This window comes from Micromonospora sp. C95, assembly GCF_018070465.1.
Classification (GTDB): Bacteria; Actinomycetota; Actinomycetes; order Mycobacteriales; family Micromonosporaceae; genus Micromonospora.
In genome coordinates this window covers 14393-28531 of sequence record NZ_JAGPXT010000034.1, presented here as the reverse complement: position 1 = coordinate 28531, position 14139 = coordinate 14393, and the positions used below count along the sequence as shown (strand labels likewise).

The following is a 14139-nucleotide window of genomic DNA, read 5'->3' as shown; positions in this document are numbered from 1 at the left end:
CGTGCGTGTCGGGCTGCGCGGGCTGACCACCCGCGGCCGCTCCTTCCTGGCCGCGGCGGTGGCGGCGGCCATCTCCGCCGGCATTCTCGGCGAGAAGGACCTGCTGCGGGTGGCCGTGCTGCTGGCCGTCCTGCCGCTGCTCGCCGCGCTGTACGTCGGCCGCAGTCGCTACAAGCTCGCCTGTCACCGGTCGCTTGAGCCACACCGGGTGCCGGTCGGCGCGACCGCCCGGGTGGTACTGCGCCTGCAGAACATGTCCCGGCTGCCCACCGGCACCCTGCTGCTGGAGGATCGGCTCCCGTACGCCCTCGGCAGCCGGCCCCGGGTGGTGCTGGAGCGTCTCGGCGCGCACCAGGCCAGTTCCGTGGCGTACACGGTGCGCGCCGACGTGCGTGGCCGGTACGAGGTGGGCCCGCTGGTGGTCCGGATGACCGACCCCTTCGGTCTCTGCGAACTCACCCGTGCCTTCCCCGGCACCGACCGGCTCACGGTCGTCCCGCAGGTGGTTCCGTTGCCGTCGGTGCGCCTCCCCGGTGAGTACGCCGGCAGCGGCGAGAGCCGGGCCCGCTCGGTGGCGGTGCACGGCGAGGACGACGCGGCCACCCGCGAGTACCGGCGCGGCGACGACCTGCGCCGGGTGCACTGGAAGTCGACCGCACGCACCGGCGAGCTGATGGTGCGGCGCGAGGAGCAGCCCTGGGAGAGCCGAGCGACGGTGCTGCTGGACACCCGTGCGTACGGCCACCAGGGCGACGGCCCGACGGCCAGCTTCGAGTGGGCCGTCTCGGCCGCCGCCAGCATCGCGGTGCATCTGCGGCAGGCCGGCTACAAGCTGCGCCTGGTCACCGGCGCGGGGGCGGACGTGGACGCCACCGAGGGTGCCGGCGACGGCCTGCTGCTCGACCAGCTCGCCGAGGTCAGACTGGACCAGCGGGTCGAGATCACCACCCTGGTGCAGCACGTACGGCAACGCTCCGACGGCGGGCTGATCATCGGCCTGTTCGGGTCGCTGAGCACGGCCGAGGCGGAACTGTTGGCCGGCCTGCGGGCCAACGGTGCCACCTGTGTCTGCTTCCTGCTGGACAGCTCCGCCTGGCTGAACCTGCCGACGCCCGCGCGGGCGGAGGCCGATCAGGCGCACGACACCGCGGCACTGGCACTGCTGCAGTCCGGCTGGCGGGTGATCGGCGTCGACCATGGCGGCCGGCTTCCGGCGCTCTGGCCACAGGCCGGTCGGGGCTCGCAGGGTTTCGCGCTGCGCGCGGCGATGGCCGAGACCGTGGCCGGTGGCGTGCGATGAACGGAAGGTCCCCCTCATGATCGCCCATCGGAACCTGGGCCTGGTGGCCGCCGGCGCGACGCTGCTCGCGGCGGCGCCCCTGTCGGCCATCTTCGACCGCTGGACGTGGCTGGTCCAGGCGGTCATCGCGGTGGCCGCGGTGGCGGCCGCGGCGGCGCTGGCCCGGCTCGGCCGGACCCCGCTGTGGGTGCAGATCCTGGCCATGGTCGGCGGCCTCACCCTCGCCCTGACCTGGCTGTTCCCCAGCGGCAGCGAACTGTTGGCGGTGCTGCCCACCCCGGCCACCTTCGGGCATTTCGCCGAGCTGCTCGGCAACTCGGTCGAGGACATGCGCTCCCACGGCGTGAAGGTTCCGGACACCGACCCGCTGCTGTTCGTCACCGTGCTCGGCATCGGCGGGGTGGCGGTGCTGGTGGACGTGCTCTGCGTCGGGCTGCGCCGCCCCGCCCTGGCCGGTCTGCCGATGCTCGCCATCTACTCGGTGCCGGTGGCGGTCTACGTGGACAGCGTTCCGCCGGTACCGTTCGCGATCGGCGCCGCCGGTTTCCTGTGGCTGCTGGTGACCGACAACGTGGACCGGGTCCGCCGGTTCGGCCGCCGGTTCACCGGCGACGGCCGCGACGTCGACGTCTGGGAGTCGTCGCCGCTGGCCGCCGCCGGCCGACGACTGGCGGTGGTGGGCCTCGCGCTGGCCGTGCTGGTGCCGTTGGCCGTGCCCGGGATGACCGCCGGGCTGATGACCACACTCAACTCCGGCGCCGGCTCCGGCATCGGTCCCGGATTCGGCGGCTCGCCCGGCCGGGTCGACCTCTTCGCCGCGCTCAGTGGGCAGCTCAACCAGTCCCAGGTGACCGACCTGGTGACCGTCACCACCACCGAGGATGAGCCGTTCTACCTGCGCTTCGGGGTCGCCGACGAGCTGCGTACCGACGGCTTCCGGGTGCGCGGCCCCAACGGTAGGCGGGTCAACGGCGACCTACCCGATCCCTCGGGGCGCTCGGCGCCGGGCATCGAACGCACCCGGCAACGGGCCACCGTGCAGGTCAGCCGGGAGCTGAACATGCCGCTGCTGCCGGTCTACGCCGAGCCGGTCAGCTTCGCCGAACTCGGCAACAACTGGTTCTACGACCCGAACCTGCAGGTCGTCTTCTCCAACCGGGAGAACTCCCGGGGCAAGGAGTACTCCTTCGACTACGTACGCTCGTCGTACAGCCCGCAGGCGCTGCGACGGGCCCGGCCGCTGCCGGCGGACCTGCCGCTGCGCCGGCAGCAGACCGTGACGCCGGACGTGCCGGAGGTCCGCGCCCTGGTGGAGGACCTGATCCGGGGGGCGCGCACCGAGTACGACAAGGTGCGGGCCATCTACGACTACTTCTCCGAGGACAACGGCTTCAGCTACCGGCTCAGCACCGAGCAGGGCACCAGTGGTCAGGCCATTGTCGACTTTCTCGACAACAAGGTCGGCTACTGCCAGCAGTACGCCGCCGCGCTGGCCTGGATGGTCCGCGACGCGGGGATCCCGGCCCGGGTCGCCTTCGGGTTCACCAACGGCAGCCGGCGCAGCGACGACACTCTCACCCTGACCAACCGCAACCTGCACGCCTGGACCGAGGTCTACTTCGACCAGATCGGCTGGGTGCCCTTCGACGCCACCCCGGCCTACGGCGTGCCGGGCTCGACCCGCTCGGCGTGGGCGCCGGACGTGGACGCGCCGGAGGAGAGCACGCCGCAGGGCGGCACGTCGGACACGCCCGACGAGACCGATCCGTCGGCCGAGGCGGAGCAGGGACCGAACCAGTTCGAGGAGGGCGAGGACCCGGGTGCGGCGGCCGGCTCCGACACGCCTGTCGAACGGACGCCCGTCTGGCCGTGGCTGGTCGCCGCCAGCGTCCTGGCGTTGCTGGTGCTGCTCGCCCTGCCCGCGCTGCGCCGGCTCGCCCTGCGTCGCCGTCGGGGCCGGCCGGCACCGGCGGTGCGGAAGGTCGACGCCCCGGAGGTGGCCCCGTCCACGTCCGGGCAACCGGTCATGGTGGTCGCCACCGACCCGGACCGGGCGCGGGCCGACGCGCACGCCGCCTGGGACGAGCTGATCGACACGCTCGTCGACTACCGGATCGGAGTGGATCGGACGGAAACCCCACGCGCCACGGCGGAGCGGCTGGCCCGGGAGCGGCTGGCCACGCAGACCGACGCCGGGTCGGCGGTACGCCTGCTCGGGCGGGCCGAGGAGCGGGCCCGCTACGCCCGGGATCCGTTGACCGGTGAACCGCTGCCGGCGGCCCTACGGACGGTGCGCGGCGCGCTCGCCGGGCAGGCGGACCGGCGGACCCGGTTGGTGGCGACCGTACTGCCGCCGTCGGTGTTGTCCCGTTGGCGCACCGCCATCGCGGACAACTCGTCCCGACTGGTCAACTCGGCCGGGCAGGTGCGCCGGAGGCTGCTGCGGTTCAGTCCGCGCCGATTGATCGCCAGCCGCGCGGGACGCTGAGCGTCGTTGCCGGCGACCCTAGCGGGACGCTGAGCGTCGTTGCCGGCGACCCTAGCGACGCTGAGCGTCGTTGCCGGCGACCCGAGCGGTGTCGCCGGCGACGGCCTACCCCGAAGACGGTCACATCGGCGCGGCCCGAAATGTCACCCCGTCATGACGTTCAAGGGCGCATCGGTGGTGGCTTGACGCGACGGACACACGACAGCAAGCGGCAGCGGGCAACATGGAGCCTCGCACGGCACCCTGGCCGTTTGCGTGCCACTCACCCCGGGCGGTCCAGCCCCGGGGTGACGTGCTTCCTCGTCAGCGGCGGAACGGGGTCAGCGGTGCCCCTCCGGGCGCTGCCGCCACCGGTCCTCCATCCGGTCGAGGAAACCCGACCTCCGGCCGGAACGGCCTCGGGACCGGCGACGACTCGTCGTGCCCCCGACGACGTGCAGGTCGGGTGACTGCGCCCGACGATGCGACTGCACCGCGAACGCGGCCGAGGCCAGCATGACAACGAATCCCGCCACTGCCAGCGGCGGAGTTGCAATCACCGCGCCATAGACCAGCAACGCCAGGCCAGCGATGATCACGCCGGCAGCGACGAGCAGGCGACGCCGCGCGTGGAAGCGCGGATCGCTGGCGCGCACGGCCGAGGCGAACTTGGGGTCCTCGGCAAGCGACCGCTCGATCTGCTCGAACAGCCGCTGCTCGTGCTCCGAGAGCGGCACGGCACTCCTCCCCGGTCACGTTGGTCGGTCCGGTCGGACCGACAGACCGTGGCAGCCAACCGGCTGCTTACCCGCAAGTCTACGAGGGCCCTCGCGCGTCGGAAAGCGGGACGACCTACGGCCGGGTCGGATTTTCATTTCGTCGGGGATCGCGCCCGCTGAGCAGACTGGCCGGTCCTATGACGGACCGCCCGAAACGGGCAGCCGCCGCGTCGGCCGCGACCTCCGCCTCCCGCCAGCCGCGCTCCGGCTGCCCGAGGGCGAGCTGCCGCGGCGTCTCGGCCGCCGTCGTGAGTCCCTCCGCCCGGACACCGAGCAGGCGAATCCGCTCACCCGGGCTCAGCGCGGTGTAGAGCGCCCACGACGTGTCGAACATCTCCCGGGCCACGTCGGTGGGCACATCCAGGGTGCGGGCCCGGCTCACCGTCCGGAAGTCGGCGGTGCGCACCTTGAGCGAGACCGTCCGTCCCACCTGCCCGGCGGCCCGCAACCGGGCGCCGACCTTCTCCGCCAGGGCCAGCAGCGTACGACGGATCTCGGCCGGATCGTCGACGTCCACGTCGAAGGTGACCTCCGCGCCGATCGACTTCTCCGCCTGCTCCGGGCTGACCCGGCGCGGGTCGCGACCCCAGGACAGCTCGTGCAGGTGCGCGGCGGCGGCCTCGCCGAGCGCGGCCCGCAGCATGCCCGGCGGAGCCTGCGCGAGGTCGCCGACGGTGCGCAGCCCGAGCCGCAGCAGTGCCTGCTCGGAGCGCTCGCCCACCCCCCACAGCGCGGCGACCGGAAGCGGGTGGAGGAACTCGAGCACCCGGTCGGCCGGCACCACGAGCAGACCGTCGGGCTTCGCCCGGGTCGAGCCGAGCTTGGCCACGAACTTGCTCGATGCGACCCCCACCGAGCAGGTCAACCTCTGCTCCTCGGCGACCCGCTCCCGGATGCGCCGGGCGATCTCCGCCGGCCGGCCGAACAGTCGCCGGGCACCCGCGACGTCGAGGAACGCCTCGTCCAGGGAGAGCGGCTCGACCAGCGGCGTGACGTCCCGAAAGATCTGCATGACCGCCCGCGAGGCCGCCGAGTAACGGGCGAAGTCGGGGGCGAGGAATACCGCGTGCGGGCAGAGCGCACGCGCCCGCATCGTGGGCATGGCGCTGCGTACGCCGTACCGCCGGGCCTCGTAGCTGGCCGAACTGACCACGCCGCGCGGACCGACCCCACCGACCACGACGGCCCGGCCGCGCAGCTCGGGGCGGTGCCGGACCTCCACCGAGGCGTAGAAGGCGTCCATGTCGACGTGCAGGATCGGGCACCCGGCGTCGTCGGCACCGGGGCCGAACCGGGGATCACCGCCCCGAGGTAGCGACTGGCTACGGCCCACCCGCGCAGGTTAGCCCGCAGGGGTGACATTCCGGCCGGTCAGCCCCGCACCACCAGCAGCGGAATGGTCATCTCGGCCGCGGTGTCCGCGCCGTGGAAGGCCACCAGACTGGACACCATCGGCGGCTCCGACCGACTGGCCAGCACGGCGTACGTGTCGTTGCAGATCACCACGACGTCGCCGATCCGGTCCAGGTGACCGGTGGCCACCGGCCCGAACCGGCCGCTGGCCACCGCCTCCTCGCGGGTCAGCACCCGGGCGGCGGTGCCGAGCACGGCCGACCAGGCCGCCACCACGTCGGCGGTGGCCCCCGGTGCGACATGCAGGTAGCGCACCCGGGGTTCGCCCGCGACCACCCGCACGCCGTCGGTCAGCCGGGGGTCGGTGTCCAGGTCGAACCGGTCTGCGGCGGGAATGTCGAGCTGCCCGTGGTCGGCGGTGACCAGCAACGCGGCGTCGGGCGGCAACCCGTCCACCAGCCGGGCCAGTAACCCGTCCAGCTCGGTCACCGCCACCCGCCACGGCAACGAGTCGACGCCGCTGAGGTGACCGTGGCGGTCGACGTCCGGGTGGTAGGCGGAAACCAGGGTCGGGCCGGGTCCGGCGGTCAGCGCCGCCAGCGTGGTGGTGGCCACCGCGTCGACCCCGGCCGCGCCCCGGTAGTCACCGCCCCGGTTCGCGGCCAGGGTCAGGCCGGTGCCGCCGAACTCCGGCCGGCTCACCACGGTCACCGCCACACCCGCCGCCCGGGCCCGTTCCAACTGGGTGGGGACCGGTTGCCAGCGCAGCGGGTCGGGATCGCCGTCGCGCCACTCGATGTGGTTGAGCACCCGCTCGGTGCCCGGGACACGCACGGTGAAGCCGAGCACCCCGTGCGCGCCGGGCGCCACGCCGCTGCCCAGGGTTACCAGGCTGGTCGGGGTGGTGGAGGGGAAACCGCAGGTGAGCGGTCGACCCGAGGCGGCGGTCAGCCCGGTCAGGGTCGGTGCGTACGGCGCGGCGGTGGGGATCTGGTACCAGCCGAGGCCGTCGACGAGCAGCACCGCGATCCGGCGCACCCCGGACAGTTCGGCGGCGAGGCCGAGCGGGTCCACGGCACCGGGGACACCGAGCACGGCCAGCGCGCTGGGCAGCACGTCGGCGAGGCTCCCACCGCCGTAACCCGGCGCGACGATCTCCAGCGGCCGGGCCCGACCGATCAGGCCGGTCATGCCGGGCGGCGGGCGAACAGGTGCAGCTGGGCCGCGACGTCCCGCCAGGGTGGTTGCGCGGCGAGCGTCCGTTCCAACTCGACCAGGGCAGCGGCCTGACCGTCCGCCACCGCCGCGGGCAGCAGGTCGGCCAGGACGCGTACACCGTGGATCTCCTCGACGGCGAGCCCGGCGGCGGCCAGCAGCGCGGCGGCGCTCTCGACGTCGAAGCGGCGACGCAGGGTGTCCCGGGTGCCGGCGGCGCCGGCCGGGTCGGCGGCCAGCGCGGCGGCCACGTCGAGGTGCCCGTTCATCGCCCGGCCGAGCACCGCGGCGGCCCGCCCGGCGACCAGCACGCTCGCCGCACCACCCGGTCGCAGCACGCCGGCCAGCGCGGACACCACGGGTGCCGGGTCGTCGACCACCTCCAGCACGGCGTGGCAGAGCACCAGGTCGACGCTGGCCGGCTCGATCAGGCCGGCCAACGCGTCGGCGTCACCCTGCACCGCGCGTACCCGCCCGGCCACCCCGGCCTCCGCGGCCCGGCGGCTGAGCGCGGCGAGCGCGTCGGGACTGGCGTCCACCACGGTCACCCGGTGCCCGGCCCGGGCCAGCGGCACCGCGAAGCCGCCGGTGCCGCCCCCCACGTCCAGCACGGTCAGCTCGGCGGCCGGCCGGCGGTCCAACTCGGCGCGCAGCACCGACCAGACCACGGCGGTACGGGGGGTGAGCGGCGGCCCGGACGGGCCTGGGGTCTGTTCCACCCGGTCGAGCCTAGTCAGCCGGGCACAGATCGCCAGGGGGCACCTGCCCGCCGTCAGCGGAAGTCGCGGGAGGAGGGGCGGACCGGTGCCTCGATCGGGTCCAGCCGGTCGGCGACCAGGTTGACCACCCCCTCGTGCCGCTGTAGCCGGCCCCGCACCACCAAGGCCGTGCTGGTGCGGGCCACCTTCCGGTGCCGCTGCCACAGGCCAGGCGAGCAGGTGACGTTGAGCATGCCGGTCTCGTCCTCCAGGTTGAGGAAGGTGACCCCACCGGCGGTCGCCGGCCGCTGGCGGTGGGTGACGATCCCGCCGACCCGGATCCGCCGACCCGGCTCCACCCGGCCCAACCTGTCGATCGGTACCGCCCCCACGGCGTCCAGCTGCGGCCGGATGAACCGGGCCGGATGGTTCTCCGGCGACAACCCGGTGGCCCAGACGTCGGCGACCAGCCGGTCCACCTCCTCCATTCCGGGCAGCACGGGCGCCGCCGTACCGGTGACCGTGCCGGGCAGCCGACCGGGCCGCTCCTGGGCCGCCGCGCCGGCCGCCCAGAGCGCCTGCCGCCGGGTCAGCCCGAAACAGGCGAAGGCGTCCGCGGTGGCCAGCGCCTCCAACTGCGCGGCGGTCAGCCCCACCCGCCGGGCCAGCTCCGGCATGTCGCGGTACGGGCCGTTCGCCGCCCGCTCGGCCTCGATCCGCTCGGCCACCCCGTCGCCGAGGGTACGCACACTGGACAGCCCGAGCCGGACCGCCGGACCGCCCAGCCCCCAGGCGTGCGGCGGTTCACCCGCCCGGCTGCCCCAGCGGGTGTCCGGGGTGGATTCCAGCACCGGCTTCGCGTCGCTGGCGTTGACGTCCGGTCGGCGTACCTGCACGCCGTGCCGGCGGGCGTCGTCGACCAGGGTCTGCGGCGAGTAGAAGCCCATCGGCTGGGCGCTGAGCAGCGCGGCCAGGAACGGACCGGGGTGGTAGCGCTTCAGCCAGGAACTGGCGTAGACCAGGTAGGCGAAGCTCATCGCGTGGCTCTCCGGGAAACCGTAGCTGGCGAACGCGGTGAGCTTGCGGTAGACGTCGTCGGCCAGTTCGCCGGTGATGCCGCGCTCCGCCATGCCCCGGTAGAGCCGGTCGGCGATCTGTTCCATCCGCTGCACCGACCGTTTGGCGCCCATCGCCCGGCGCAGCTGGTCGGCCTCGGCCGCGTCGAAGCCGGCCAGGTCGATGGCGAGCTGCATCAACTGCTCCTGGAACAGCGGCACGCCGAGGGTCTTCTCCAGCGCGTTGCGCATCAGCGGATGCGCGTAGGTCACCGGCTCCTGGCCGTTCTTGCGCCGGATGTACGGGTGCACCGAGCCGCCCTGGATCGGGCCGGGCCGGATCAGCGCCACCTCGACCACCAGGTCGTAGAACGTCCGGGGCTTGAGCCGGGGCAGGGTGGCCATCTGGGCCCGGCTCTCCACCTGGAACACCCCGACCGAGTCGGCCCGGCAGAGCATGTCGTAGACCTCGGGGTCGTCGAGCGTCATGTCGCCGAGATCCAGGCTCATCCCGATCATGTCGTAGCCGTAGTGCAGGGCCGACAGCATGCCGAGGCCGAGCAGGTCGAACTTGACCAGGCCGACGGCGGCGCAGTCGTCCTTGTCCCACTGGAGCACGCTGCGGCCGGGCATCCGCCCCCACTCCACCGGGCAGACCTCGATCACCGGTCGGTCGCAGATCACCATGCCGCCGGAGTGGATGCCCAGGTGCCGGGGGAACGTCTGGAGTTCGTTGGCGTACGCGACCACCTGCTCGGGGATCTCCGGCACGTCCACCGTGGCCACCTCGCCCCAGCGGTCGATCTGCTTGCTCCACGCGTCCTGCTGGCCGGGTGGGAAGCCGAACGCCTTGGCCACGTCCCGCACCGCCGAGCGGGGCCGGTAGGAGATCACGTTGGCCACCTGGGCGGTGTGCTCCCGGCCGTAGCGGGCGTAGACGTGCTGGATGACCTCCTCCCGGCGGTCGGACTCGATGTCCACGTCGATGTCGGGCGGCCCGTCCCGCTCGGGCGCCAGGAAGCGTTCGAACAGCAGCCGGTGCCGGACCGCGTCCACGTTCGTGATCCGCAGCGCGTAGCAGACCGCCGAGTTCGCCGCCGAACCCCGACCCTGGCAGTAGATGTCCGCTCGCCGGCAGAAGTCGACGATGTCGTACACCACCAGGAAGTAGCCGGGGAAGCCCAACTCCTCGATCATGTTCAGCTCGTGGTCGAGCTGCGCGTACGCCTGCGGGTGCGCCTCGCGCGGGCCGTAGCGTTCCCGGGCGCCGGCCTCGGTGAGGTGGCGCAGCCAGCTCATCTCGCTGTGCCCCGGCGGCACCGGGTACGCCGGCAGCTGCGGTGCCACGAGCTGGAGGTCGAAGGCCAGCTCGACGCCGAACTCGGCAGCCCGGGCCACCGCACCCGGGTAGGCGGCGAACCGGGCCGTCATCTCGGCGCCGTCGCGCAGGTGGGCGGTGCCCGCCGCGGGCAGCCAGCCGTCGATCTCGTCCAGGCTGCGTCGGGCCCGGACGGCCGCCAGGGTGGTGGCCAGTCGACGCCGCCCCGGGGTCGCGTAGTGCACATTGTTCGTGGCCACCGTGGGCAGGCCGGCCGCGGCCGCCAGCTCGGCCAGGGCGTCGTTGCGGTCGCCGTCGACCGGATGCCCGTGGTCGGTCAGCTCCACCGCCACCGTCTCCGCGCCGAACAGCACGGTGAGCCGGTCCAGCTCCCGGGCCGCCGCGTCGACCCCCTCGGTGAGCAGGGCGGCCGGCACGTGCCCCTTGCGGCAGCCGGTGAGCACCAGCACGTGGTCGCGCAGGTCGGCGGCGATCTCCTCCAACTCGCCGTAGACCGGGCGGCCCTTCTCACCGCCGCGCAGCTGGGCGCGGGAGATGGTGGTGGCCAGCCGGGCGTACCCCTCGTGGCCGTGGGCGAGCAGCAGCAGGTGGTTGCCGTGCGGATCGGGTACGCCGTTCTGCGGACCGGGCAGGCCGAGGGACAGCTCCGCTCCGAAGATCGTCGGCAGACTCAGCGCGCGGGCCGCCTCGGCGAACCGCACCACGCCGTAGAACCCGTCATGGTCGGTGACGGCGAGTGCGGTGAGCCCCAACCGGACGGCCTCCTCGGCCAGTTCCTCGGGGTGGCTGGCGCCGTCGAGGAAGCTGAAGTTGGTGTGCGCGTGCAGCTCGGCGTACGGCGGCACGCCGTCGGGCCGGGCCAGTTCCGGCGGCCGGTAGTGCTCCCGCCGCCGGCTCCAGGCCGGCGAGTCGCCCCCGTCGGCATCGACCGCCAGCGGATCCACCACATGCAGGTGCCGCCCCGCACCGCCGCCCCTCCCGCCATCGCCGCCCCTCCCGCCATCGCCGCCCCTCCCGCCATCGCCGCCCCTCCCGACGGTGCCGCCCTTCCCGCCGGCCGGCCGCCCGGAGAGCACCCGCTCCAACTCCGACCACGGCAACCGTGGATTGTGGAAACTCACCGCCGCCACCTCGCCGCCGCGCAGGATGCCGCATCCCGTGCCCTCAACCGGCCCAGAGGCCCCGACATACCGCAACTGGTGAAGCCCGTCGACCCGACGTCAGTCATAGATCGCCTCCAGCAGCCACTGGCCGGACTCGACGGCGAGCAGCAGGGCGCTGCCGTCGGCGAGGTGGACCTGGAACCGGGCTCGGCGGCGGGCCTCGGCCGGTGCCCACCACCGTTCGTCGACCGGCCACGGACCGGCCCAGCCGACGATCTCGACCGACGCGAGCGTCCCACCACGAAGGGCGGTGGCCGAAGCGGCGGTGGAAGTGGCGGTGGCCGAAGCAGCGGCGGTGGAGGTGGCGGACCCCGGGGCGGGAGTGGGGCCGGTGGGCTGCGACGGCACCGAGCCGATGCTCAGCCGGGCCGGTGGGGCGCTCACCGCCAGCCGCGCGCTCACCACCACCGGCGCCCCGGTGGCGTCGAGCACGCTCGCGGCGAGCGGGACGGGCAGCACCACGGCCGGCGAGGGCGGCGGCAGTCGCCCCGGCCAGGACGGTACGGCCGGTCCGGGACTCACCCGCCGCCCACCGGAACGAGCCGATCCGCCGCCGGAGGCCACCGACTCACCACCGGAGCCGGCCGAGCCACCGGAGCCGGCCGACCCACCAGAGCCGGCCGACCCACCAGAGCCGGCCGACCCACCAGAGCCGGCCGAGCCACCGGAGCCGGCCAGCCCACCGGAGGCGGGTTCGACGTCCGGACCGGGCCAGGAGCGCGCGACGGGTTCGGGCAGCGGCGGCGGACCGGGGCGGGCGGGCCGGCGCTCGTCGCCCCAGGGCACCAGCCGGGTCTGGTCGGCCGGGGACCGCCCGCCGCCGAGCACCGCGGTGACCACCGCCTCGGGACCGAGCAGGCCCTGCACCCGACTCAGCGCGCGGTGCGCCCGCCCGCGTTCCGCGCCGGTCTCCCCCCACAGCCCGGGTTGCAGGCCGGCCTGGGCCAGCACCCCGTCCGGCAGCAGCCGCAGCCGGATGATCCCGGCGGTGGGACGGGCCGGCCGGTCACCGCCGCGCCGGGCACCGGAGAGCCAGCCGTCCAGTTGCCAGCGGACCCGGTCGGCGATCGCCGCCGCGGTGAGCAGCCCGTCGTGCCGCCAGACCCGGTGCAGTTCCTGGCCGTGTGCGGTGACCGCCTCGATGCCCAGGCGGGTGCAGGCCAGTCCGTACCCGGCGAGCCGTTCGTGCAGTTGCTCGGCCAGTGTCCGGGCCGCGAACGCCGCCACGTCGATCCGGTCGATCGGCTCGTCCAGGTCGGCGGTGACCGTCAGGTCGATCGGCGGGCGTCGCACCGCGAGCGGCCGGTCGTCCCGCCCGGCGGCCAGCCGATGGGCCAGCGCCCCGTCGAACCCGAACCGGGCCAGTACGTCGCCGGCCGGCAGCGCGGCGAAGTCGCCCAGCGTACGCACCCCCAGCCGGCGCAGCAGGTCGGCCAGGGCGGGGCGGCCGAGCGCCTCGACGGGCTGACCGGCCAGGAACTCCGGTGTCCCGCCGGGCGGGACGATCCGCCCCTCGCGGGCGGCCAGCCCGGCGGCGAAGACCCCGGCGGCGACACCGATCTGGCTCTCCACCGCACAACTGAGGGCGACGTGCTCGACGATCCGCTCGGCGGCCGCCTCCTCACCACCCAGATAGCGGCTCGGCCCCCGGGCGGCCAGCGCGCAGGCCCCGGGACGGATCACCTCGACCCCGACCGCCACCTCCTCGACCGCGGCCACCACCGGCTCGAACGCCCGCGCGTCCCGCCCCGGATCGTGGTCGACGACGGTGAGCCCGGAGCAGCGTCCCTGCGCCTCCCGCCGACGCAGCCCTCGGCGTACCCCCTCGGCGCGAGCCCGTTCGGAGCAGGCGATCACCCGGTTGGCGTGCAGCACCGCGACCGGCCCGGTGGCGGGCACCCCGTCGACGATCTCGGCGGCGAGTACCGGCCAGTCCGGGCACCACAGCAGCAGTGTCCGGACCGGTTCACCCACGGCCCGCCACCACCCGCAGGCGCGAGGCACCCGGCCGGGCGACGGTGGTCGGGCCCGGGATGACCCGGGTCAGCTCGTCACCGGGCAGCCAGACCTTTACCTCTCGGGGCCGGGCGGCGGCGCCCCGCCCGCGAGCCGAGATGGTCACCTCCCGGCGGCGCAACCGTCCCCGCCCCGGCCCGAGTCCCTGCCAGATCCCACGGACCACCTGGAGCGTCACGTCCGCGCCGTCCCACCGGCCGTACGGCACCAGCACGCTGCCGCGTTGCCGGGCCCGCGCGGCCAACCGGTCGGCGACGGAGGCGGAGACGGTGGATGGGACCGCGGTGACCACCACGTCGACCCCGTCGATGAGCGCGGCGACGACGGTGGGCCACTCCGGACCGGGCTGCGGCACCAGGGCCAGCCGGTCCAGCACGATGCCGGCCTCGGCCGCCGCCCCGGCCCCGAAGGTCGGCATCCCGACCACGGCGCACCAGGATCCGGCGCGGGACGCCTCGGCGAGCAGCGCGAGCAACAACGAGGTGGTGCCGCTGGGTCGGGCCTGTCCACCGCCGACCGCGATGGTGCTGCCGCGCCGCAACCCCCGGTTGGGCAGCAACCCGGTCAGTTCGGGCCGCACGGGCAGCACCCGGTGCCCACCCGCCGGGTCGGGTGCGCTGGCTGGGCGGACCAGCCCGGCCAGCGCGGCGGAACCGACCACCATGCGGCCCGCCATCGGACCCTCCCCCGTCGTCGTCACGGACATCCCGGCCCGTGGTTGGTGCTGTCGTGGATCAGAAAGAACGTGCGTGTG

General features: G+C 74.5%; 9 protein-coding genes. 2 read left to right on the top strand and 7 right to left on the bottom strand.

Features of this window, described 5'->3' with window-relative positions:
* Position 1: 1 nt before the first annotated feature.
* Together KBX00_RS26075 and KBX00_RS26070 are read left to right on the top strand one after the other, a co-directional pair.
* Complete coding sequence (locus tag KBX00_RS26075) at positions 2-1300, top strand: DUF58 domain-containing protein (RefSeq protein WP_210830705.1); 1299 nt, start codon at positions 2-4, stop codon at positions 1298-1300.
* A 16-nt stretch (positions 1301-1316) separates the two neighbouring features.
* Entirely contained in the window at positions 1317-3788 is a 2472-nt protein-coding gene (locus KBX00_RS26070; RefSeq protein WP_210830704.1) for a DUF3488 and transglutaminase-like domain-containing protein, read from the top strand.
* 320 nt (positions 3789-4108) lie between these two features.
* On the opposite strand, the gene KBX00_RS26065 is transcribed toward KBX00_RS26070, so the two are convergent.
* The 7 genes from KBX00_RS26065 to KBX00_RS26035 all read right to left on the bottom strand — a co-directional run bounded on the left by KBX00_RS26065 (position 4109) and on the right by KBX00_RS26035 (position 14061).
* Positions 4109-4504, bottom strand: a complete 396-nt coding sequence (locus tag KBX00_RS26065) for a DUF3040 domain-containing protein (RefSeq protein WP_210830703.1) — start codon at positions 4502-4504, stop codon at positions 4109-4111.
* Positions 4505-4619: 115 nt separating this feature from the next.
* The gene (locus KBX00_RS26060) at positions 4620-5879 is read right to left on the bottom strand and encodes a DNA polymerase IV (protein WP_210830702.1); all 1260 of its coding nucleotides are present in this window, start codon (positions 5877-5879) and stop codon (positions 4620-4622) included.
* 38 nt (positions 5880-5917) lie between these two features.
* Positions 5918-7090 carry an alkaline phosphatase family protein gene (locus KBX00_RS26055; protein ID WP_210830701.1) on the bottom strand — a complete coding sequence of 391 codons (1173 nt, stop codon included), beginning with the start codon at positions 7088-7090 and terminating at the stop codon, positions 5918-5920.
* On the bottom strand, positions 7087-7851 hold the full coding sequence (locus tag KBX00_RS26050) for a methyltransferase domain-containing protein (protein ID WP_210830723.1): 765 nt from the start codon (positions 7849-7851) through the stop codon (positions 7087-7089). Before KBX00_RS26050 ends, KBX00_RS26055 begins: the two co-directional genes overlap by 4 nt.
* Positions 7852-7886: 35 nt before the next feature.
* Positions 7887-11327 (bottom strand): error-prone DNA polymerase, encoded by a 3441-nt coding sequence (locus tag KBX00_RS26045; RefSeq protein ID WP_210830700.1) that lies wholly within the window; start codon positions 11325-11327, stop codon positions 7887-7889.
* A 99-nt stretch (positions 11328-11426) separates the two neighbouring features.
* Positions 11427-13343 (bottom strand): DNA polymerase Y family protein, encoded by a 1917-nt coding sequence (locus KBX00_RS26040; RefSeq protein WP_210830699.1) that lies wholly within the window; start codon positions 13341-13343, stop codon positions 11427-11429.
* The gene (locus KBX00_RS26035) at positions 13336-14061 is read right to left on the bottom strand and encodes a hypothetical protein (protein ID WP_210830698.1); all 726 of its coding nucleotides are present in this window, start codon (positions 14059-14061) and stop codon (positions 13336-13338) included. Before KBX00_RS26035 ends, KBX00_RS26040 begins: the two co-directional genes overlap by 8 nt.
* Between the last annotated feature and the right edge of the window lie 78 nt (positions 14062-14139).